Raw genomic sequence first — 22104 nt, forward strand, 5'->3', positions numbered from 1 at the left:
CCTCAGGCGTAGATCGGCCGACTTGGCGGAATTCTTACCTCGTCAAGGGCCGCTCCGGGTGCGGCGACCGGGCGTGGCGGTGTGGTCGCAGGTGTGAACAGCGGCGTGTTCGGAGCTGCCGCGGCACAGTCGTGTGCGGAGTTGTCGGGGTCGGTGTGTTCGAAGTTGTCGAAGCCGGTGCGATCGCTGTCGCGATCGCCGTCGCCGTCGGCTCGCTCTCGGTCTCGGTGTGTCCCTTTGGTGCGGTCAGGGGCCGAGGGGTGTCCGGTGGTGCCGTCAGCGGCCGAGTTGGTGGAGAACCGCGCGGGGGCGGTTGGTGATGATGGCGTCGACGCCCAGGCCGACGCAGAGGTCGACGTCCTGCGGCTCGTTCACGGTCCACACGTGCACCTGGTGCCCGGCCTTCTTCAGGCGCTCGACGTACGCCGGGTGGTTGCGCACGATCCGGATCGAGGGGCCCGCGATCCGGACGCCGGTCGGCAGCCGTCCGTCGCGCAGCCGGGGCGAGACGAACTGCATCAGATAGACGGATGGCAGGGTCGGGGACGCGGCCCGGACGCGGTGCAGTGAGCGCGCCGAGAAGCTCATGATCCGTACCGGCGACTCGGTGGCCGACTCCGGCGCGTCCAGGCCGAACCGCTTCAGCAGAGCCAGCAGCCGTTCCTCGACCTGCCCGGCCCAGCGCGTGGGGTGCTTGGTCTCGATGGCCAGCTCCACCCGGCGCTCCGCATCGGCGACGAGTTCGAGCAGGCGTTCGAGGGTGAGGACGGAGGTGTCCGCCCGGTCCTCAGGGGTGACCTCCCAGTCCGGGGCCTCGTCGCCGTGCTTCCAGGAACCGAAGTCCAGGGCGGCCAGATCGGCGAGCTCCAGGGCGGAGACCGCGCCCCGGCCGTTCGACGTACGGTTGACGCGCCGGTCGTGGACACAGACGAGGTGGCCGTCCGCGGTCAGCCGGACATCGCATTCGAGGGCGTCCGCACCGTCCTCGATCGCCTTCTTGTATGCGGCCAGGGTGTGCTCGGGGGCTTCGTCGGAGGCCCCGCGGTGGGCGACCACCTGAATCGGGAGCTGTCGTGCGTGGGTCACCGCGTCATGGTGCCACCCTGGCGGGGTACGCGTGGGGGTGGTGACCGTGGACGCCTGGCTTTACACGGACAGTACGCGCCAATAGCCCGATAATTGCCATATAAAGAATCAAGCCGGACCCACAGTCACCGCTTATGGTGCCCTGACGGCTCGTGGGAAAAGCTGACCGCATACAAACTCACGCACAGCCTGATGTGCGACAAAGAACAGCCGACCGCCGACAAGGTGAAGCCGTGGATCGAGGAGAAAAGCTGTGAGCACCGAGAACGAGGGCACCGTACCCCCGGCCCCGTCCGCACCTCCCGTGCCGGTGGAAACTCCCGCTGCCTCCGCGCCGGCCCCGGCGCACGAGCCGAGCGCGGCACCGGCGGAGAGCCCCGCCCCGGCGGCCCCGACCGCGCCCCCCGCTCAGGCGGCCCCGGCCGGAACCACCGCGGAGAACGCGCAGACGGCCCAGCTTCCACCGGTCCCGCCGACGGCACCGCGGTCTGCCGAGACCGCGACCCCGGCACAGTCGCAGCCGTCGCAGCCACTGCATTCGCCGGATTCACCGTATTCACAGCAGGCGGAGCAGCCGACGGCACAGCAGCCGCATCCGGAGCTGGTGTCGACGGGTGCGCCTGGTTACGCGGCGGCGGGCCAGGGGCATGGGCAGGTCCCGGGGGTCGGCGGTGACCATGGACAGGCACCAGGCGGGGGCGGTGGGGTCGGTGGATCCTCCGCGCCCGACGCCGCCTGGCCTCCCCCGGCGCCGTCGGCCGTCCCGTCGTACGCGGACAACGGCAACGCGGGCGGGTACGCGGACGGCACTGGCGCCTACGGACCGGCCGGGGGAACCGGCGCGGCCGGAGGCGCCGCCGGCACCGGTGGCCCCGGCGGTCCTGGCGGTCCTGGCGACGGAGGCTGGGGCTCCTCGTGGCAGCAGACCCAGCAGCCGGCCCCCAAGCCGACGGGCAACAAGCGCGGCGGCCTCATCGCGGCGGTCCTCGTGGCCGCGCTGGCCGCGGGCGGAGTCGGCGGCGGCATCGGCTACACCCTGGCCGACCGCAACGACACCTCCACCGGCTCCACGACCATCTCGGCCAACCAGAACGGCGGCGACGTCAAGCGCGCGGCCGGTACGGTCGCCGCGGTGGCCTCCGCGGCGCTGCCGAGCACGGTCACCATCGAGGCGTCGGGCAGCGGCGGCGAGGGAGGCACGGGCACCGGCTTCGTGTTCGACAGGGAAGGCCACATCGTCACCAACAACCACGTGGTGGCGGAAGCCGTCGACGGCGGCAAGGTGACGGCCACCTTCCCGAACGGCAAGAAGTACGACGCCGAGGTCGTCGGCCACGCGCAGGGCTACGACGTCGCGGTCATCAAGCTGAAGAACGCCCCGTCGGACCTCAAGCCGCTGACTCTGGGCGACTCGGACAAGGTGGCCGTGGGCGACTCGACGATCGCGATCGGCGCGCCCTTCGGCCTCTCCAACACGGTCACCACGGGCATCATCAGTGCCAAGAACCGCCCGGTGGCCTCCAGCGACGGCTCCTCCGGCAGCAAGGCCTCCTACATGAGCGCGTTGCAGACGGACGCGTCGATCAACCCGGGCAACTCCGGCGGCCCCCTCCTCGACGCCCGGGGCAACGTCATCGGCATCAACTCGGCCATCCAGTCCGCCAGCAACGGCAGCTTCGGCTCCGGCCAGGCGGGCTCCATCGGCCTCGGCTTCGCCATCCCGATCAACCAGGCCAAGAACGTGGCCCAGCAGCTGATCAAGACAGGCGAGCCGGTGTACCCGGTGATCGGCGCCTCCGTCTCCCTCGAAGAGGGCACAGGCGGCGCCAAGATCACGGAGTCGGGCGAGGGTGGCGCGAACTCCGTCACTCCCAACGGCCCCGCCGACAGGGCCGGCCTCAAGCCCGGCGACGTCATCACCAAGCTCGACGACCACGTCATCGACAGCGGCCCCGCCCTCATCGGCCAGATCTGGACCCACCTCCCCGGCGACAAGGTCACCCTCACCTACATCCGCGACGGCAAGACCCACACGGCGGAAGTAAGCCTGGGCGAACGCGAGGGCGACAGCTGACAGGGGACGCCGACAGCGTCTCTTGCCCCTGTGCCGGAGCACCCCTGAACCGCAGGTGCTCCGGCACAGGGCTGCAGGCAGTAGGACGTCTCGACAGCCGCCGCAGTGGAACACTGAGTGGGGCCAGGCCTGGACCAGGGGCCGGTGAGACAGGAACCGCGTACTGCCGGTCAGCGGCTCTCCGTGGCCCGGAGCGTGGCTGAGTGTCCTACGCCGAGAGTTCGTTGGGGAGAACCAAGCGACGCACTCCTACAGCATGCGAAAGCATGAAGCATGTGACCGGACGACTGGCACCTCACCGAAGACATCGACGACTTCCTCACCCGGGCCGGAGATTTCCTGCGCTCGCGCCCCGCCCTGCACACCACGCCGCTGTCAGTGACCGAGAAACTACGCACACTCGGGACGGCCGCACACGACGGTCAGTTCCCCGTCTTCGGCCGACTGGAGCGAGCGGGCGAGGTCCACGCCGTCTTCTACCGCTTCCCGTCCCGCGGGCTGACCGTCACCTCTCTCACTCCCGAGCAGGCCGACACGCTCGCCGCCCACCTGGTTGCCCTCGGTTACTCCCTTCCCTACTTCACCGCGGACGACAGCACCGCCGCTGCTTTCGCCGAGGCATGGCAGCGGCCCACAGGCGCAACGGCGACACTCCGCGTTCGGCTCTGCCTGTACCGCCTCGGCACGCTCTCCCCGCCGGAGTCGGCCCCAGCGGGCCGGGGCCGACTCGTGGGCGATCGGGATCATGAGCACCTCATGCGCTGGTGCCGTGAGTTCGCCGCGGACGTCGGGGAAGTCGTCTCCATCGACGCCGGCTCCTGGGCGGGCACACGCTTCGTCGAGAAGCGCTATACCTACTGGGAGACCCTGGACGACACGTCCGTCTCCATGGCGGGCGTCAACCCGATGGTCGCCGGCCAGGTCCGGGTGGACCCCGTCTACACCCCGGCCCACCTGCGCGGTCGCGGCTACGCGGGCGCCGTGACGGTCGAGGTCACCCGCACCGCACTCGCCGCAGGCGCCAAGGAGGTCGTGCTGTACACGAACGCGGCCAACCCCACCAGCAACGCCCTCTACCAGCGCATCGGGTACACCCCGCTCACCGACTTCGCCGTGTACGACTTCGCGTATGCCGCACCGCAAGCCAGTTAGGAACCCTGCAGTCGCCTCGGTCTCCGTCAGCACGGGGAGTCGGGAGCCTTCCCCGCCTGCTCATGTTCCTTGGCCAGGATGTGGCCGCCCCGGGCCGCACGAAACAGTTCGACCGTCCTCGGCCGTTGCCGCACACTGGCCGGAGCGGCGATCTGACGCAGCGGACCGGAGCCAGTGGACCCGTGTGGACCGTGTACCCAGCGCGAATCAGGGGCCGGTACGCTGTACCCGCTCCGCCCCAGGTGGGATGGGGCCAAGGTGGGTTGCCCGAGCGGCCTAAGGGAACGGTCTTGAAAACCGTCGTGGCGCGAGTCACCGTGGGTTCAAATCCCACACCCACCGCCAGGTGAAACGGCCTCTGACCAGGCATCTAGGTCAGGGGCCGTGCTGTTGTTCGGTCCCCGCCAACGACCGCCGTTCCCGTGGTTTACCGCTCGATCGGGCACGGATGGGGCACGGCCGACTGACCCGTAGCGTGGGCAGAACGGCCCGCAGCGGAAGACCAGCCGGCTGGACCGACTCCATACCAGGATGAGGGCATGCAGCCCGTAGACGTGCACAGCAATCTGCGCTTCCTACTTAACGAGTGGGATCCGATCGGCGTCGCTGATGACGTCCAGGATGAGTACGACTGTCTCATCGCTCCCCTCCTCACCCGTCTGCACGCTGGAGCCGGGCGGGCAGCGATTGGCGAGTTCCTGGGGTCTGAGCTGGAAGATCACTTTGGCCTCGACCCTCAGCCCCAAGAAGTTGACCAGCTGGCGGACAAGCTTGTGGCCTGGTGGTCCACCGTCGGCACTGCTTGAAGTCAGGTCGGCCAGTCTCAATGGCGAGGCAAGACATGTCTTCTTGCCCTGGGTCTTGTCGGGGCATCTTGGTGAGCTGGGTTTTTGCTGGTCAGGGGTGGTGGGACCGTGCTCCTGGTGGTCGTCCTTGGTCGTCGTTGGCCACTGGTGAGCGGCCTCGGACGGCCCAGGCACGGCCCGGCTTTGCCCGGTGGGGGGCGTTCGGTTCGTGAGCGTGCTGCTGGTGGCCTGCTCCGCGGTCATGTGCCGGGGCCCGGTCCTTCGCAGCGATCGGACAGTGGGTGCAACCGTCGACGGCCTGGACTTCCCGCACGCCGCCCAGGTCGCCCGGGTCGTACGCCATCGCACCTGTCTGACGACCGGCAGGCGCAGCCGCGAGACGGTCTATGTCATCACCGGCCTGAACAGCCAGGAAGGCTCCCCGCAGCGACTGGCGAAGATCATTAGCCTCGGGCTTTCACGTGGTGGGCTGTCCGAAGCGTGATCGAAAATGCGAGAAGTGCTTCTGACCTGCAACGATAGGACTTGTCGAGGGTCCAGATCGTGCCGTGGAAGGAAGCACTTCTCAGGTGAAGAAGCGTATCGGGTCGTACCCGCGTGTCCGCATCGAGGGCGGTGGCCGGGCGGTGGTCTCCCAGGCAGGGGGCGTGCTGCTGGTCGAGACCGTCCGCAAGTCCGGCTTGGGCTCCGCGATATCAGCGGCACTGGCGCCGTGGCGGAAGGCTCGGGCGGTGCACGATCCGGGCGAGACAGTGCTGGATGTGGCCCTCGCGGGCCGTCCCGGCGCAGCCGGCCCGCCGGGTACCGGCCAGGGCGAAGCATCCGGCAGGGGGTGCGCCGCCATCGGCGTCGGCCCGGAAGCTGGCCGGGAGGCTGGCGGCGAAGCAGCGGCGGACGTACGCGCCCCGCCGAAGCGGACGGCCCCCCGGAAGCCGGCCCCGCGTTGGACTGCCCCGCAGCGCAAGGCAGTTGAGGGCCCGCGGTACTCGGTCCCGGCGAAGCAGCAGATTGACCCGGGGTTCATGTGCGACCTGGCGAGGGGGTCCGTGGACAAGAAGTTGCAAGCGGCCTGTGACAAGAGTTGGAAGTGATTTTGCGCCGCCCGTGACGCCCTGGCGAGGAGCGGCGAAGCGCTGCCGCTCCTCGCCCTGTTCGCCCCAGTTACGCATGTAAAGTTCGGACTGGCAGCAGCAATTTTCGCGTCCCACGTCGGCGAACCGGCTGTCGAGCTTTCCGACTATGCCTGATCGGTTGGGATGCACCGCGACTGTCTCGGTCGAATCGAACAAGGCGGGTCAGGATCCGGCGTAGTGGCTGCCGCCGTCGGCGCAGGCGCTCTGCCGATACGGCGCGGAGGGGACCGTCAGGAAGCTCCGGCGGGTCGGTCTGGCGGAGAGCTGGAACGAGATCGGATGGGGAGCCGAGGTCGAACGGTCCTCCCGCACGGCCGCTCCTGCCAGGGTTTTCCGTCCGCGCGGCCATCCGCCGGGCGTTCCGGGCCGACATGGAGGACGAGCTGCCGTTTTGTGCTCCGGCGCACGACACCAGGCCGGTACGCGCCAATTGTGGGTGGTATGCGCCTTCGCTGACTTGGTCGGCCTGGGCGACTCTGGAACGTCTTGTCGCTGCGACGGGTGGGGACGCCGTGCTGGGAAGAGTGGGGCAGCCGCGCTCAGCCCGGGTTCCACCAGCTTCCAGTCGCCGGCTCCAGTGCGCTGAACGGAGAGTTATTGTGCATGCCGAATCCGCCCCTCCCCGTGCTGTCGCTCCGCTGCCGCGTTCCCGCCGGGCGGGTTCGGGTGTGGGAATGGAGGCCGCCCGGGTCTGCCGGGACCTGGTGAGCCGGCTCGCGGCGCAGGTGACGCCGGACGGCTGTGCGCCGGGGCCGTGCGCGAGCCGGGTTCTGGAGTCGGCGCTGCTGCTGGCGCTGCTGCGCCGGGAGGGACAGCACCCTGGTGTGCAGAAGGGGCTCGAGGGCTTCTTGTCACGGGATACCGGTGGTGGCGGGAGTCGCTTCGACTCGGCACTGAGCGACGCGGTACTCACGGGCCGGCAGGCCGACGCGGACTGGGTGCATGCGGAGCTTCTCGCCGGCTTCGACCACTTCACCTTCGCCCGCAAGCGGTTGTTCTTCGATGTGTGTCTCGCGGCCGTCGGAGCGATCGACTTCCACCCGGGGATGCGGCCGGAGCGCATCGACAGCGGGAACCGGGCACCCTGGGTTCAGATGATCATGCTGGCGCTCAAGGTGACGATCGCCCACGGACTGCGGCGGCCTGAGGCTGTCACCGCCGTCGAGCACGAACGGCTGGTGACGCTCCTGCGTGAAGGCCAGCGCCGCGGCGTGTGGGAGAACCACGTCACAGCGCACCTGCTGGCGCTCCTGGCCGTCAGCGCGGTCGCACCCCGCAGTGCCGACGTCGCCAAGGGCCTGCGTCTGCTGGTGGAGTGCGTGAACCCCGACGGCGGCCTACCCAGTATCGCGAACCTGTCCGTGTTCTGCACCGGCGTCGCGGGTCTTGCCCTGGCCAGGGCGGGAGCTGATCGCCAGGTGACCGAGCGCATGGGCGACTACCTTGCGGCCAGGCAGGGCCCGGACGGCGGCTGGCCGTTCGGCGAGCACATGATGCAAAGCGACGTGGACACCACCTCCTACGCCCTCGCCTTCCTCGCCTTCCTCGATACCGGGCGCTACGCCAAACCCCTCCAGCGGGCCGGGATCTACCTGTCTGCGATCGCGGGCCAGGACGGGGGCTTTCCCACCTACGTCGCGGGGGACCCGTCCGAGGTGGGAATGACCGGCGGGGCCGCCAGCGCCTTGGGCTGGGCCGGGGAGACACATGCCGGTCTGCTGGAGAACGCCGCGCGCTACCTGCTCGGGGCGCAGAAGCCTGATGGCACGTTCGAGCGCAGCTGGACGTTGAGCGAGGCGAACACCATCTGGCGGGCCATGTGGGCCCTGCACTCGCTGCCCCCTTCCCGCCTGCCGCAGCTACGTGCCGCTCGCGAACAGGCGGTGGCTCGCTCACACCGTTTCCTCGACCTGGCGCAGAACGGCGACGGAGGCTGGGGATACCGCCTCGGGGATGCGAGCGACACCACCAGTACCGCCTACTCGCTGCTTGCCCTGTCCGCGATGGGGCGGCCCGCCGGCACAGACGTCACCGCACGCCGCGGCGTCCTCCACCTCCTGGCCCGCCAGGAGGCCGATGGAGGATTCACCGCCCTACCCGACCAGGTCGCCCCCCGGCCGCTGCTCTTTGACGCCCCCGTCTTCGCCGACATCTGGGCACTGCTCGCGCTCGGCGCCTGTGACGAGAGCCGGCGCTGGTGACCAAGGCCGGCGACTGCCACACCGGGCACCGTAGGCATGCCACGCATCGGACGACCAGCCGTGGGGCACCGCAGGGTGCTCTTCCCTTCCCGCCGCCGGGACGGCCACCAGCCACGCCTAGGGTCGGGCAGGAGATGAGCCGCTGTGAGGCTCGCATGGGCTGCTCCCCGACCCGCCGAGTGTGCGCGGCCGGTCAGGATGCGCCTGGAAACCCGCGCGGGATACGTCCACCCGCTCGGTACCGCAAGCCTGCGCCGAATCAGACCGGCTCCCGACCCCGGGCGCAGGGCTTGGCCCACGCGATGCTCCACAGCCCCCTGCGCCACTCCCACGCCGCCGCACGCCTGAGCCCGCCAGCGTCAGCGGCGCCCCGCACCTCGCCGTCAGCGAAAGGGAACCGATGACCGAGCCGACCGGGGCCCCAGGACTGCTCACGTACGACTTCGGCATCCTTGTTCCCCACCGGATCCACCCGCGAGCCGAACACGTCGGCAACCGCCTGGCCGCGTGGGCGATGCGGATGGGCCTGACGGCCAGCACCGCTGAGGACACACGCCTGCGCCGTTCCGCATTCCACCTGGTGGCCGCCCGCTTCCTGCCCGACGAAGCCGAGACGGACGTCGAACTCTTCGCCCAATGGGTCGCCTGGCTCTTCCACCTCGACGACGAGCAGGACGAAGGCGCGATGGGCCGCTCACCCCAGAGAGTGCACGCCACCTACACAGCTGTCACTGCCGTCATCCAAGGCCGCCCCACACCCGCCGCAGGTCCGCCCGCGGTCAGGGCACTGGCCGACCTGTGGCCCCGCACCGCCGCGCGGATGTCCCCGGCGTGGCACGAGCGGATCCTGGGCCACGTCCACCGCCACCGCGACGCCTTCCTCACCCAGGCCACCCACCGGCAGGCCGGCACCTTCCCCACCCCGCAGGAGTATCCGAGCCTGCGCCGGGACGCCAACGGCATGTTCATGTACGACCTCGTCGAAGTCGCCTGCCGCACCGAAATCCCCCCGCACCTGGCCGCCAGCGCGGACTGGAACGAACTGTGCGCGGCTTCCAGCGACATCACCGCCTGGTGCAACGACGTCGTCTCCCTGCCCCGCGAACGGGCCAACAACGAACCCACCAACTACGTCACCGTCCTGCGCCACGCCCAAGGCTGCACCGAGCAGGAAGCCGTCGAGCAGGTCCGCGCACACATCACCCGACGGCTGCAGGACCTCCGCGAAACCGAGCGCGCTGTCCTCACCGCGGCATACCAGGAAGAGCACGCCTCAGACCGGTTCCATCGCGTCGTGCGCATCATCGGTGACATGCCAGGCACCCACCTCGGCTGGATGCTCGCTTCCGGTCGCTACCTCTAGCTGCCGACTCCCCCCCCGTGTGGCGGCAGTCGGGAAACCGGCTGTCGCCACCGCACAAACCAGGTGAGCGGACCGGAGGACGGCACAGATGAAAGATGAGACCCGCACCGCACCGATCACGGCACTGCCCAGCAGACGCCGCTGCCCCATGGACCCACCGGACGAATACGCCCGCCTGCGGACCGAACACCCCGTGGCACGCCTGGCCTTCCCCGACGGCCCCCCAGGCTGGTTGGTCACCCGCTACGACGACGTCCGCGCCGGCCTGGCCGACCTGCGGCTCAGCTCCCGCCGACCCCACCTCAACTCCCAGGTCAGACCCAGTCTCATCACCGAAGCGGAGATGGCGCAGTTCCGGACATCGGACCTGCTGACCACCGACCCGCCCGAACACACACGGCTGCGGCATCCGCTCATCGGACAGTTCTCCATGCGCCGCATCCGCACGCTGCGCCCGCGCATCGAGCAGTACGTGGACGAACGCCTGAACGCCATCGCGGCAACGCCCGCCCGGCCGGTCGACCTTGTTGCCGCCCTCGCCCTGCCCGTGCCCTCCCTGGTGATCTGCGAACTGCTGGGCATCCCCTACGCCGACCACGACCACTTCCAGCGCCTCACCGGAGAGCTACTGGATCTGAACCGGACCCGACAGCAACTGCTGGCCAGCAAGAAGGCCATGCACACCTACCTGCGCAGCCTGGTGGAGGCCAAGCGGCAAGACCCGGCCGACGACCTCCTCAGCGTGCTGACCCAGCACCGTCCGCCCAGCGGCCCGCCACTGGCCATCGACGAGATCGTCTCCCTCGGCCAACTGATGCTCATCGCCGGTCACGAGACCTCGGCGAACATGATCTCCCTCGGCATCTTGACCCTGCTGCGCTCACCCGCCCTCTGGCAGGGCCTGCGAGCAGACCCGTCGCTCATCGAGAACGCCATCGAGGAACTGCTGCGCTACCACACCATCCTGCAGTTCGGACTGCTCAGGGTCGCCCGTGCAGCACTCGTTATCGGGGGACAGCGGATCGAACCCGGAGAACGCGTTGTCCTCCACATGCCTGCCGCGAACCGTGATCCGCTGAAGTTCCCCGATCCCGACCGCCTCGACCTCCACCGCCCCAACAGCCGCCAGCACCTCAGCTTCGGCCACGGACCCCACCAGTGCATCGGCCAGCAACTAGGACGCCTCGAGATCGAAATCATCCTGACCAAGCTGCTGCACCGCTTCCCCACCCTCCAACTGCACGATGCAAGCACCCCACCTGCCACCCACGACCATGCGGTCGTCTACGGACTCCGAGCCCTGCCGGTCACCTGGTGATCGACCAAGGAGCGGGGAGGAAGTGTCGGCCGACTCCCGGTGGGTGCTCACGCGTGACGGTGAGGGTGATTACAGCGAAAGCGGCAGGAACGGCACTGGCCACGGCGCAACCAGCGTCAGCGGGAGGGATCGGCGACTTTCTGTCACCGGACTTCGGCGTGGCTGCTGTGACCATCACAGCCCCGCCCGCGCCATGATCGGCCAGACGATGATCAACGCGAAGGTCGGCGCGTTCCTGATGGTGCTGTGCATCGTGGCCCCGTCTCCGACATCCCCATGGCCGCCCTCGTCGCCGTCATGATCATGGTGTCCTTTGCGACCTTCGACTGGCACTCCATCGCACCCAAGACACTCAAGCGGATGCCCACCGGGGAGATCGCCGTCATGGTGATCACCGTCGCCTGGGTGGTCGCCAGCCACAACCTCGCCATCGGCGTCATCCTCGGCTCGGTCACCGCCATGGTCATCTTCGCCAGGCGCGTCGCCCACCTTGCCGAGGTCACCGCAGTGGTCGACCCCGACGGCAAGACAGTGGTCTACCGGGTGAACGGCGAGCTGTTCTTTGCCTCATCCAACGATCTCGTCGGCCAGTTCAACTACGCCACCGACCCGAAGAAGGTCGTCATCGACCTCTCCGTCGCCCACGTCTGGGACGCTTCCTCCGTCGCCGCCCTCGACGCCATCGAGACGAAGTACGCCCAGCGATGCAAGACCGCCGAGATCACCGGCCTGAACGACCCCAGTGCCGACCTCCACGGCAAACTCACCGGCGAACTCGTCGGCAGCCACTGTCACGGCACCCGAACTGCGAGAGGACCCCGGCCAGGCGCCGGGGTCCTCTCGCAGTGCTCCGGTGCAGGTCAGCAGTTCTGCCCCGGCGGCGAGCCGTTGGGTCGCGTTCGGCGACATGCCGGGCGACCGCGTCGAGGCCGGGGCGGGCGTACCGCTCCAGGGAGCGGACGGAGGAGTGTGGATCGAGTCCGCGAAGGCGCGCATTACCCACAATGGGCGCGTAACGCGACGGGCGTAGTGCGCCGGAGCTGCCGCAACCCTGCTGCTGCACCCCGGTCGCGCAGGCCGCAAAGTGCCCCGGACCTGCCGCGCCGCTGCGCATGGGGGCAACCGTCGCATGTCATCATTAACTCCGTCACTACATGTCACGATTACATCGCGGAGAGTGAAATGGGCAACGGGTTTCCGACCGAGAAATTCTTCCGCATCATCAACGAGGACACGGGGCTGTGTCTGGCTGCCGCAGACGGGGGACGTCCTACGGCATGCAGGAGGCGCATGACCGCTGGACTGGCGAGAAGGGCTTCATCCCCTACAGCCACACCAAAGACCAGGTCCTGGTCGTGAGCCGTCCCAGGAACGCGAGGCGCGAGATCTGGTTCTTCGACGACAGGGCGAACACCTACGGCGACGAATTCTGGCACCTGGTCAACATCAACAAGGACATCCGCAGTGCGTACGCCCTCCATGTCGGGGTGGTCGGCTTCGGAGGCCCGGTTGAGGTGGGCCTGTTTGGCTGGGGCAGGCAGGACCAGACCCAGTGGAAGGCCGACGGCGGAATGTTCTGGCCGGGGTCACATGAGGACAAGGTCGTCACCGTCCTCTCGGACGGCGACGGTAACCACCGGGCCGTCGTGGCGGATCGCGGTGCCCCGAACCAGCAGTGGCGCTTCGAAGAAGTAGAGGTACCAGGCGAATCCGTCCCCACCCGCAGGAACGACACGTGAGCGGCGGACCGTCACGGAGGGCACAAGCGCCGACTTACACCCAGATACTCCTCAACCTCCGCTAACTGGGTAGCCGGGGTGGGCGGTGGCGCGGTTCACTCCGCGCCGCCCCCGCAGGTGGCCAGCGTCAAACTCGCGCTTTCATGAGACGGGCTGTCCGACGGGTGGTCAGGGAAGCGAAAAGTGCCTCTGACCAGCAAGAATGAGGATTGTCGAGGTCCTTGTTCCTGCCACCGTCGGAGGCACTTCCCAGGTGAAGAAGCGTATCGGGTCCTATCCCCGGGTCCGTATTGAGGGCGGTGGCCATGCGGTGGTGTCCCAGGCTGGGGCCGTGCTGCTGGTCGAGACCGCCCGCAAGGCCGGGCTGGACCGGGCGGTATCGACGGCGCTGACGCCGTGGCGACGCCCGAGGGCGGTGCACGATCCGGGCAAGATCCTGCTGGACGTGGCCCTCGCGGTCGCGCTGGGCGGGGACTGCCTCGCGGATGTCGAGATGCTGCGGGCCGAACCGGCCGTGTTCGGGCCGGTGGCCTCCGACCCGACGGTCTCCCGCCTCATCGACACACTCGCCGCCGCTGGGCCGAAGGCCCTCCACGCGATACGGGCCGCGCGGGCCGAAGCGCGCGAGCGCGTCTGGAACGTGGCCAAGAACGCGGCCCCGAACGCCGCAGGGCAGGTGATCGTGGACCTGGACGGGGTGCTCGTGCTGGCCCACTCCGAGAAGCAGGACGCCACCGCGACCTGGAAGAAGACCTTCGGACACCATCCTCTGATGGGGTTCGTCGATCACGGAAGCGGTGGCAGCGGGGAGCCGGTGGCCGGCCTGCTCAGGCCCGGCAACGCTGGCAGCAACACCGCCGCCGACCACATCGCCACGGCCCAACTCGCCCTGGCCCAGCTGCCGAAGAAGTACCGGCGTGGACGCCAGACGCTGATCCGTACCGACTCCGGAGGCGGAACACATGAGTTCGTCGCCTGGCTGGCCCAGCGGGGAAGGTGGCTGTCGTACTCGGTCGGCATGACCATCACCGACGCCATCCACGAGGCCGTCCTCAAGGTCCCGCCCGCCGCGTGGACGGTGGCCGTCGAGCCGGGCGGCGAGATCCGCCACGGTGCCTGGGTCGCCGAACTCGACGGCGATGTACTCAAGGGCTGGCCGAAGGGGATGCGGCTGATCGTCCGCAAGGAACGGCCGCATCCGGGCGCGCAGTTGCGCTTCACCGATGCCGAAGGGCTGCGGCTCACCGGGTTCGCGACCAACACCACCGGCGTCCCGATCGCCGCACTCGAACTGCGGCACCGCCAGCGGGCACGCGCCGAGGACCGCATCCGAAACGCCCGCGCCACCGGCCTGCGCAACCTGCCCCTGCACGACACCGCGCAGAACCAGATCTGGCTGGAGATCGTCCAGATCGCCCTCGACCTGCTGGCCTGGATGCCCATGCTCGCCCTGACCGGCAAATCCCGCAGATGGGAGCCCCGCCGTCTCCGGCTCCGCCTCTTCTCCGCCGCCGCCCAGATCGTCACGACCGCCCGCCGCCGGCACCTGAGATTCGCGCGCCACTGGCCATGGACCGACGTCATCACCGACGCCCTGGCACAGCTCGAAGCTCTCCCGAACCCCGGCTGACCAGCACGTTCCCGTCCCTACGAGCAGCATCGCCCCGACCGGAGCTGTGGAACCCGGCGCCCACCCGACGCGACAGCCGGGCTATCAGCCTGGCCACCACCAGCCCGAACAACCGAAACGGCCCGCCGAAGAAACCGACGGACCGTCACGAAAGATCGAGGTTAGTTCGCAGTGGTTGATCGAAAGCAGACTCCACTTTGTCCGTGACACCGCCTTTCGCGAGGACGCATCCAAGGTCCGCACCCAGCACTGCCCGGAAAACATGGCCACCTTGCGCAGCTTCGCGATCAACCGCCTCCGCGCCGCCGGCCACCACAACATCGCCGCCGGACTCCGCGACCTGTCCTACAAGCCGTTCACTCGTCCTCTGGCTCTCCTCGGACTCCGCTGACCAGCACGAACGCATGAACAGTCAGACTTTGGAACCGCCCTGGCGCCCCAAGCCACATGAGGCCGAGGTTAGTTGACCGGCGAACGAGCGGGACCAGATGTGGGGCGAACGACCGGCACACCCCGTGACCGGGCCGGGCTAATGTGCCCGTCGAGAACCACACTCAAAGACGGGGAAACGGGGAACTTTCATGCAGAGAATTCAGAGGCGGTTCACGCTGCTTCTCGCCGCAGCGCTGGCGGCTGTCCTCACCCTTTTCACAGTCGCACCGGCCAGCGCAGTGGGCAAGCCGCCCCGGTCGAACGGGAGCAGCAACCGGGTCATCTTCGTTCACGGGTACTCCCCATTCGCCAAGCATGACTGCACCAAATACTTCGACGCCGCCCGCAAGCATTTCGCAAGCAATGAATGGAAGGGAAACCTGCTCACCTTCGGCTACTACTCGAAGAACAAGAACTGCTCGTACAGTGCCGGCGGCAACCGTGACACGTCCATCAAGGATGTGGCCAAGAAATTCGCGAACTATGTCTCCAAGCACTACACGAAGAATAACAAGAAGGTCGACGTCGTAGCCCACTCCATGGGCGGTCTCGTCGTCCGCGCCGCTCTGCACTACACCCATAAGGGCGCCGCGGGCTTCCCGAAGAAGCTCTACATCGAGGACGTCGTCACGCTCGGCACCCCGCACGCCGGAATCACAAAGAGCAGGGTGACCCTCTGCGGAAAGGCCCAGCAGTGCAAGGACATGACGCCGGGTAGCAGCTTCCTCAGGAATCTCCCGAGCAAGATGCCGAGTACCACCAAAAACGGCAACATGAGCACCGACTGGACCACCGTCTCCTCGTTTGACGACGGAACCGTATCCGAATCATCCGGCATCGCCGGCACTGCGAACCACGAAGTCCAGTACAACGCCGGAATCAACCACGGCGAACTCAATACCACCAGCTCCGGAAAGCACAACGGCAGGATCAAGTACTCCACGACGTGGACCAATTGGCACAAGCGCATCTCGCCTGTGGGACAGGCGCGCCTGGCGGTGTACTGGCACTCCACGACCTGATCTCCGCTGAGACGCAGAGTAACGGAAGATGCCAGGGCGGTTTCAAAGTCCCGATGATCACGTGACTGTGCAGGTCGCGACGGTATGACGATGCGTGGTCAGCCCGGTCCGTACGCAACGAAGCTCCGGTTGATGCCGGTGACCGATCAAGTCGCCTGCACCGCCCGGAGCTTCGATGTGCCGTCACCGCCGGAGCCGCGGATGTCGATGCCGGGGGCGAGGCGGCTCGCGGAGTTGGGGACGGCGACGTCGGGCGGGCCGGTGAGCCAGAGGTGACGCCCGCCGCTCGGGGTCAGGACGACGACCGTTTCGGGGACCGTGAACAGGTGGCGCAGGGCCAGTTCGCGCAGGGCCGCCGAGGAGTCCGTACCGGACCTCGTGTCGAGGTCGACGCCGATGAGGTGGTGGGGGCGGAGGCCGCAGGCGATGCCGTAGCCGGTGGCCCAGGGGGCGGCTGCGAAGAGTTCGCGGATGCGGCAGGGGTCGGTGGAGGCGTCGTAGACGCCGTGGCCGACCCGGCCGCACTCGCCATGGCAAGGAGGAGGTGAGGGGGCGTTCCGGTGAGGGGAGCGCAGGGCCGGAGGTTTGGAGCGGGACAGGGGGGATTACCGCCAGGCCGCGTTCGGCGGCGGAGAGGGCGTGCGCCAGGGCCAGGGTGCTGGCCTGCCGGTCCGTGGTGGCCATGCTTCTATATCCGTACGGGCGTTCGATAAGGGGAAGGGGGGGCGGAGTGCCCCTTCGGTCGTCGGGGGCCTGTTCGCAGGCTGGCCGGACATGTGTCGAAACGGTTCGCGCGGCTTCATGGGTGTTCGGGTGATCTCATCCGCGCCTCGGCGGCTTCACGGGTCTTCGCGTGGGCGTCCCGTCGACGACCTTGACAGGTGGCGCGACAGTTCCTTCAATCTGACGGACAGTCAGAAGGCTTTCGCAGGGGGGACGGTGGCGGTGACCGAGGACCTGTCGGTACGGCTCAAGGCCTACGAGGGGCGCACGGCCGTCCTCGGTGGCCGTGGCAAGGATCCCGTCAACTCGCCCATGATCCGGCACTGGTGCGAGGCCATGGGGGACACCAACCGCGCGTACACCGGCCCGGACGCCATCGCCCCGCCCACCATGCTCCAGGTCTGGACGATGGGCGGGCTGAGCGGCCACGAGACCCGTTCACCGGCGTACGACGAACTGCTCACGCTGCTCGACGACGCCGGGTACACCTCCGTCGTCGCCACCGACTGCGAGCAGGAGTATCCGCGGGCGCTGAGGCCGGGCGACGAGGTCATGTTCGGCTCGGTCATCGAGGCGGTGTCGGAGAGGAAGACCACGAGGCTCGGCACCGGGTACTTCGTGACGACCCGCATGGATGTGCGAGTCGGCGACGAGCTCGTCGGCACCCACCGCTTCCGGATCCTCAAGTACGCGCCGGCCGCCGCACCACCGGAGAACCCCCGGCCGCAGCCGAAGGAACAACGGCCCCGGCGCCCCCGCCCCGTCGTCAACCGCGACAACGCCGGGTTCTGGGAAGGCGTCGCACGGCACCGCCTCCTCATCCAGCGCTGCGCCGGCTGCGCCACGCTCCGCCTCCCCTGGCTGCCGGGCTGCAACGCCTGCGGCTCGCCCGAGTGGGACACGGTCGAGGCGAGCGGCGAGGGGGTCGTGTACTCGTACGTCGTCATGCATCACCCGCCCTTCCCCGCCTTCGATCCGCCGTACGCCGTCGGGCTGATCGAGCTGGCTGAGGGTGTCCGGATGGTCAGCGGCGTCGTCGGGGTGCCGTACGACAAGGTGCGGATCGGGATGCCCGTACGGCTCGGGTTCGCGCGGTACGACGAGGAGTTGGAGCTGCCGGTGTTCCGCGCGGAGGAAGGGGTGCGGGCATGAGGGCGGGGGACGCGCTGCCGTCGCTGGAGATCGAGATCACCCGTACGCTCGTCGTCGCGGGGGCGATAGCCTCGCGCGACTACCAGGACGTGCACCACGACCCGGAGCTGGCGCGGCGACGCGGGTCGCCGGACGTCTTCATGAACATCCTGACGACGAACGGGCTGGTGGGGCGGTACGTCACCGACCACTTCGGGCCGGACGCCGTCCTCCGCAAGGTGGCCGTCCGGCTCGGCGCGCCCAACTACCCGGGCGACACGATGGTGTTGACCGGCACGGTCGAAGCGGTCGACGGGCGGACGGCCACGGTCAAGGTCATCGGCGACAACGGCGTCGGCAGACACGTCACCGGCACGGTCACGGTCACGCTTCCTGCGGAGGGCGTCGCATGAGCGCACGGACCAAGGACCGGCTCGGCGGCCGGGCGGCGATCGTCGGGATCGGGGCGACAGACTTCTCCAAGGACTCGGGGCGCAGCGAGCTGCGGCTGGCCGTGGAGGCGGTGCGGGCGGCACTCGACGACGCGGGGCTGGGGCCCGGGGACGTGGACGGGATGGTGACGTTCACGATGGACACGAGCCCGGAGATCACGGTCGCGCAGGCGGCCGGCATCGGTGAGCTGTCCTTCTTCTCCCGTGTCCACTACGGCGGCGGCGCCGCGTGCGCGACCGTGCAGCAGGCGGCGCTCGCCGTGGCGACGGGCGTGGCGGAGGTCGTGGTCTGCTACCGGGCGTTCAACGAGCGGTCGGGGCGGCGGTTCGGGGCGGGCGTACGGCATCGGGAGCCGTCGGCGGAAGGTGTGGCGCTCGGCTGGACGCTGCCGTTCGGGCTGCTCACACCCGCGTCGTGGGTGGCGATGGCGGCTCAGCGGTACCTGTACGCGTACGGGCTGACCCCCGAGGCGTTCGGGCACGTGGCCGTGGTCGACCGCAAGCACGCGGCGACGAACCCGGCGGCGTACTTCCACGGCCGTCCCCTCACCCTCGCCGAGCACGCGGCCTCGCGCTGGATCGTCGAGCCGCTGCGGCTGCTGGACTGCTGCCAGGAGACGGACGGCGGGCAGGCGCTCGTGGTGACGTCCGTGGAGCGGGCGCGGGATCTGCCCCGGGCGCCCGCCGTGGTCGTGGCGGCGGCCCAGGGCGCGGGCCGGGCGCAGCAGCAGATGACCGGCTTCTACGACGGCGATCTCACCGGGCTGCCGGAGATGGGCGTCGTCGCCCGGCAGCTCCGGCGGACCTCGGGGCTCGGCCCGGACGACATCGACGTGGGGATCCTGTACGACCACTTCACGCCGTTCGTGCTGATGCAGCTGGAGGAGTTCGGGTTCTGCGGGCCGGGGGAGGGGGCCGACTTCGTCGCGGAGGGGCGGTTGCCGCTCAACACCCATGGCGGGCAGCTCGGGGAGGCGTACCTGCACGGGATGAACGGCATCGCGGAGGCGGTACGGCAGCTGCGCGGCACCGCGGTGAACCAGGTCCCCGGGGCGGAGCGGGTGCTGGTCACGGCGGGGACGGGGGTGCCGACCTCGGGGTTGGTGCTGGGGACGGAGGGGTGAGTGTGCCGGGCGGGCGGTTCCTGTGTGGCTGCCGGGGCCGCCCTTCAGGCATCCTGGGCAACCCTCGGCCTCGGGGCCGTACCACCACGGCAGGTGTTTCTCAGGGGCACACCCTCAGTACCCGGGGGCTGTTCATCCACCTCCAGTAGGTGGGGTCTGCCCCACGCCTACAACCTGAGGGGGATTCGTCTTCGGGACCTGCGGCCGATCCGCCGGGCGGGGCCCGCTCCTAGCGTGGAGTCATGACCACACCCGTCTGCACCAGCGCTTCGAAGGTCGCTGCCCCAGGGACGCGGACCCTGCCGACCTCGACCCTGTCGACCTTGTCGAGTCTGACGAACCTTCCGTACCCGTCGTTCTCGGCGTACGTGAAGGCCCGCCAGCCGGTGCTGCTGCGGACCGCCCGGTCCCTGACCGCGAACCCGTGCGACGCCGAGGACCTGCTGCAGACCGCGCTCGCCAAGACGTACGTGGCCTGGGAGCGCATCGAGGACCACCGGGCGCTCGACGGCTATGTGCGCCGGGCGCTGCTGAACACACGGACGTCCCAGTGGCGCAAGCGCAAGGTGGACGAGTTCGCCTGCGACGAGCTGCCGGAGCCGCAGGGGGGCCAGGCCACCGACCCGGCCGAGCAGCAGGCGCTGCACGACGCGATGTGGCGGGCGATCATGAAACTGCCGGCCCGGCAGCGTGCGATGGTCGTCCTCAGGTACTACGAGGATCTGAGCGAGGTCCAGACGGCCGAGATCCTCGGAGTCTCGGTCGGCACGGTGAAGTCGGCGGTGTCCCGCGCGCTGGGCAAGTTGCGCGAGGATCCGGAGCTGGAACCCGTGCGGTAGCTTCCTTCGTTCGTTGCCCTGCGTGAGGGTCTTCTCCCTGTCCTAAGGATCTTCGCCCTGCCGTGGGGCTCTTGGCCTTGCCCTGAGGCTCCTCGGACCCGGTTCGCCGGACGGTTCTCTGATCGATCATTTCGGGATCCAGTGACATACCAATGGGTATGTGAGCAGAATCAGCACAACCGTTACCACCGCGCAGGCAGAGCCGCCCCGGGAGGACGCCGTGCTGAGCACCATGCAGGACGTACCGCTGTTGATCTCCAGAATCCTGACCCACGGGCAGGTCATCCACGGGACGTCGCAGGTGATCACCTGGACCGGCGAGAGCGAGCCCCACCGCCGCTCCTACGCCGAGATCGGCGCCCGCGCCGCGCAGCTGGCACACGCCCTGCGCGAGGACCTCGGGGTCGACGGCGACGAACGGGTCGCCACGCTCATGTGGAACAACTCGGAACATGTGGAGGCGTACTTCGCGATCCCCTCCATGGGCGCCGTCCTCCACACCCTCAACCTGCGCCTGCCTCCCGAGCAGCTCGCCTGGATCGTCAACCACGCCGCCGACCGGGTGATCATCGCCAACGGTTCGCTGCTCCCCCTCCTCGCGCCGCTCCTCCCGCACCTCAAGCCGGTGGAACACGTCGTCGTCTCCGGGCCCGGCGACCGGTCGCTGCTCGCCGGAGCGAGCGTCCAGGTGCACGAGTACGAGGACCTGATCGCCGGCAAGCCGACCACGTACGACTGGCCCGAGCTGGACGAGCGCGCCGCCGCGGCCATGTGCTACACCTCCGGCACCACCGGTGACCCCAAGGGCGTCGTCTACTCCCACCGCTCGGTCTACCTGCACTCCATGCAGGTCAACATGGCCCAGTCCATGGGGTTGACGGACTCCGACCTGTCGCTCGTCGTCGTCCCGCAGTTCCACGTCAACGCCTGGGGCCTGCCGCACGCGACCTTCATGACCGGCGTCAACATGCTGATGCCGGACCGGTTCCTGCAGCCCGGCCCGCTCGCCGAGATGATCGAGACGCAGAAGCCGTCGCACGCCGCCGCCGTCCCCACCATCTGGCAGGGCCTGCTCGCGGAGCTGTCCGCCCGCCCGCGCGAGGTCGGCTCGCTCACCCAGGTCACCATCGGCGGCTCGGCCTGCCCGCCCGCCCTGATGGAGGCCTTCGACAAGCTCGGCATGCGCGTCTGCCACGCCTGGGGCATGACGGAGACCTCCCCGCTCGGCACGATCGCCAGGCCGCCGGCCCATGTCGAGGCCGACACGGAGGAGGAGCTCGCCTACCGGCTCACCCAGGGCCGCTTTCCCGCCTCCGTCGAGGCCCGCCTCACCGGCCCCGGTGGCGAACGCCTCCCCTGGGACGGCGAGTCCGCCGGTGAGCTGGAGGTCCGCGGCCCCTGGATCGCGGGCGCGTACTTCGGCGGTCAGGGCGCCGAACCCATCCGCCCCGACGACAAGTTCAGCGAGGACGGCTGGCTGAAGACGGGCGACGTCGGCACGATCAGCCCGGACGGCTTCCTCACGCTCACCGACCGCGCCAAGGACGTCATCAAGTCGGGAGGCGAGTGGATCTCCTCCGTCGAGCTGGAGAACGCCCTCATGGCCCACCCGGACGTCGCCGAGGCCGCCGTCGTCGCCGTACCGGACGAGAAGTGGGGTGAACGCCCCCTCGCCACCGTCGTGCTGAAGGAAGGCGCGACCACCGACTTCGCCGCCCTCCGCTCCTTCCTCGCCGACGAGGGCCACATCGCCAGGTGGCAGCTGCCCGAGCGCTGGACGATCATCGAGGCGGTGCCGAAGACGAGCGTGGGCAAGTTCGACAAGAAGGTGCTGCGGAGGCAGTACGCGGAGGGCGCGTTGGACGTCACGCAGATCTAG

The 22104-nt window shown here is 69.1% G+C and carries 16 protein-coding genes, 1 tRNA gene and 3 pseudogenes; 18 read left to right on the plus strand and 2 right to left on the minus strand.

Going from position 1 to position 22104, the window contains the following annotated elements:
- Positions 1-276: 276 nt before the first annotated feature.
- Positions 277-1086, minus strand: a complete 810-nt coding sequence (locus WBG99_RS17915; protein WP_338897266.1) for a glycerophosphodiester phosphodiesterase — start codon at positions 1084-1086, stop codon at positions 277-279.
- Between the two features lie 253 nt (positions 1087-1339).
- On the opposite strand from WBG99_RS17915, the gene WBG99_RS17920 reads away from it, so the two are divergent.
- The 13 genes and pseudogenes from WBG99_RS17920 (at position 1340) to WBG99_RS17980 (ending at position 15956) form a co-directional block, all read left to right on the plus strand.
- Positions 1340-3160 carry a trypsin-like peptidase domain-containing protein gene (locus tag WBG99_RS17920; protein WP_338897267.1) on the plus strand — a complete coding sequence of 607 codons (1821 nt, stop codon included), beginning with the start codon at positions 1340-1342 and terminating at the stop codon, positions 3158-3160.
- A 306-nt stretch (positions 3161-3466) separates the two neighbouring features.
- Positions 3467-4312 (plus strand): GNAT family N-acetyltransferase, encoded by an 846-nt coding sequence (locus WBG99_RS17925; protein ID WP_338900386.1) that lies wholly within the window; start codon positions 3467-3469, stop codon positions 4310-4312.
- Between the two features lie 257 nt (positions 4313-4569).
- A tRNA-Ser gene (locus WBG99_RS17930) sits at positions 4570-4657 on the plus strand.
- A gap of 194 nt (positions 4658-4851) precedes the next feature.
- Complete coding sequence (locus WBG99_RS17935) at positions 4852-5118, plus strand: hypothetical protein (protein WP_338897268.1); 267 nt, start codon at positions 4852-4854, stop codon at positions 5116-5118.
- 277 nt (positions 5119-5395) lie between these two features.
- Positions 5396-5602: a hypothetical protein gene (locus WBG99_RS17940; protein WP_338897269.1), complete on the plus strand. Its 207-nt coding sequence runs from the start codon at positions 5396-5398 to the stop codon at positions 5600-5602.
- Between the two features lie 85 nt (positions 5603-5687).
- Positions 5688-5891: pseudogene (locus WBG99_RS17945) on the plus strand (IS1380 family transposase); the annotation flags it as partial.
- Between the two features lie 1034 nt (positions 5892-6925).
- Entirely contained in the window at positions 6926-8452 is a 1527-nt protein-coding gene (locus WBG99_RS17950) for a prenyltransferase/squalene oxidase repeat-containing protein (RefSeq protein WP_338897270.1), read from the plus strand.
- Between the two features lie 400 nt (positions 8453-8852).
- Positions 8853-9815 carry a terpene synthase family protein gene (locus WBG99_RS17955; RefSeq protein WP_338897271.1) on the plus strand — a complete coding sequence of 321 codons (963 nt, stop codon included), beginning with the start codon at positions 8853-8855 and terminating at the stop codon, positions 9813-9815.
- An 88-nt stretch (positions 9816-9903) separates the two neighbouring features.
- Positions 9904-11133, plus strand: coding sequence for a cytochrome P450 (locus WBG99_RS17960; RefSeq protein ID WP_338897272.1), 1230 nt, complete (start codon positions 9904-9906; stop codon positions 11131-11133).
- A gap of 226 nt (positions 11134-11359) precedes the next feature.
- Positions 11360-11922, plus strand: a pseudogene (locus tag WBG99_RS17965) (STAS domain-containing protein); the annotation flags it as partial.
- A gap of 566 nt (positions 11923-12488) precedes the next feature.
- Positions 12489-12872: a hypothetical protein gene (locus WBG99_RS17970; RefSeq protein WP_338897273.1), complete on the plus strand. Its 384-nt coding sequence runs from the start codon at positions 12489-12491 to the stop codon at positions 12870-12872.
- Between the two features lie 253 nt (positions 12873-13125).
- Positions 13126-14502, plus strand: coding sequence for an IS1380 family transposase (locus tag WBG99_RS17975; RefSeq protein ID WP_338897274.1), 1377 nt, complete (start codon positions 13126-13128; stop codon positions 14500-14502).
- Positions 14503-15083: 581 nt separating this feature from the next.
- Positions 15084-15956: an alpha/beta hydrolase gene (locus WBG99_RS17980; RefSeq protein WP_338897275.1), complete on the plus strand. Its 873-nt coding sequence runs from the start codon at positions 15084-15086 to the stop codon at positions 15954-15956.
- A 188-nt stretch (positions 15957-16144) separates the two neighbouring features.
- On the opposite strand, the pseudogene WBG99_RS17985 reads toward WBG99_RS17980, so the two are convergent.
- A pseudogene (locus tag WBG99_RS17985) lies at positions 16145-16640 on the minus strand (bifunctional DNA primase/polymerase); the annotation flags it as partial.
- 255 nt (positions 16641-16895) lie between these two features.
- Here WBG99_RS17985 and WBG99_RS17990 point away from each other — a divergent pair.
- The 5 genes from WBG99_RS17990 (at position 16896) to WBG99_RS18010 (ending at position 22104) form a co-directional block, all read left to right on the plus strand.
- The gene (locus tag WBG99_RS17990; protein WP_338897277.1) at positions 16896-17831 is read left to right on the plus strand and encodes an OB-fold domain-containing protein; all 936 of its coding nucleotides are present in this window, start codon (positions 16896-16898) and stop codon (positions 17829-17831) included.
- Complete coding sequence (locus tag WBG99_RS17995) at positions 17828-18223, plus strand: MaoC family dehydratase (RefSeq protein WP_338897278.1); 396 nt, start codon at positions 17828-17830, stop codon at positions 18221-18223. Before WBG99_RS17990 ends, WBG99_RS17995 begins: the two co-directional genes overlap by 4 nt.
- A complete protein-coding gene (locus tag WBG99_RS18000; protein WP_338897279.1) occupies positions 18220-19386 on the plus strand; it encodes a lipid-transfer protein in 1167 nt (388 codons plus the stop codon). The genes WBG99_RS17995 and WBG99_RS18000 overlap by 4 nt, the downstream gene beginning before the upstream one ends.
- A 242-nt stretch (positions 19387-19628) precedes the next feature.
- The gene (locus WBG99_RS18005; RefSeq protein WP_338897280.1) at positions 19629-20225 is read left to right on the plus strand and encodes a SigE family RNA polymerase sigma factor; all 597 of its coding nucleotides are present in this window, start codon (positions 19629-19631) and stop codon (positions 20223-20225) included.
- Positions 20226-20445: 220 nt separating this feature from the next.
- Positions 20446-22104: a long-chain fatty acid--CoA ligase gene (locus WBG99_RS18010; protein WP_338897281.1), complete on the plus strand. Its 1659-nt coding sequence runs from the start codon at positions 20446-20448 to the stop codon at positions 22102-22104.

It is taken from the genome of Streptomyces sp. TG1A-60 (assembly GCF_037201975.1).
GTDB lineage: Bacteria > Actinomycetota > Actinomycetes > Streptomycetales > Streptomycetaceae > Streptomyces.

Coding starts and splice junctions, on each gene's coding strand:
- WBG99_RS17980 (WP_338897275.1), top strand. CDS start 15,084: ATGCAGAGAATTCAGAGGCGGTTCACGCTGCTTCTCGCCGCAGCGCTG.
- WBG99_RS17995 (WP_338897278.1), top strand. CDS start 17,828: ATGAGGGCGGGGGACGCGCTGCCGTCGCTGGAGATCGAGATCACCCGT.
- WBG99_RS18000 (WP_338897279.1), top strand. CDS start 18,220: ATGAGCGCACGGACCAAGGACCGGCTCGGCGGCCGGGCGGCGATCGTC.
- WBG99_RS18005 (WP_338897280.1), top strand. CDS start 19,629: ATGACCACACCCGTCTGCACCAGCGCTTCGAAGGTCGCTGCCCCAGGG.
- WBG99_RS17960 (WP_338897272.1), top strand. CDS start 9,904: ATGAAAGATGAGACCCGCACCGCACCGATCACGGCACTGCCCAGCAGA.
- WBG99_RS17950 (WP_338897270.1), top strand. CDS start 6,926: ATGGAGGCCGCCCGGGTCTGCCGGGACCTGGTGAGCCGGCTCGCGGCG.
- WBG99_RS17955 (WP_338897271.1), top strand. CDS start 8,853: ATGACCGAGCCGACCGGGGCCCCAGGACTGCTCACGTACGACTTCGGC.
- WBG99_RS17935 (WP_338897268.1), top strand. CDS start 4,852: ATGCAGCCCGTAGACGTGCACAGCAATCTGCGCTTCCTACTTAACGAG.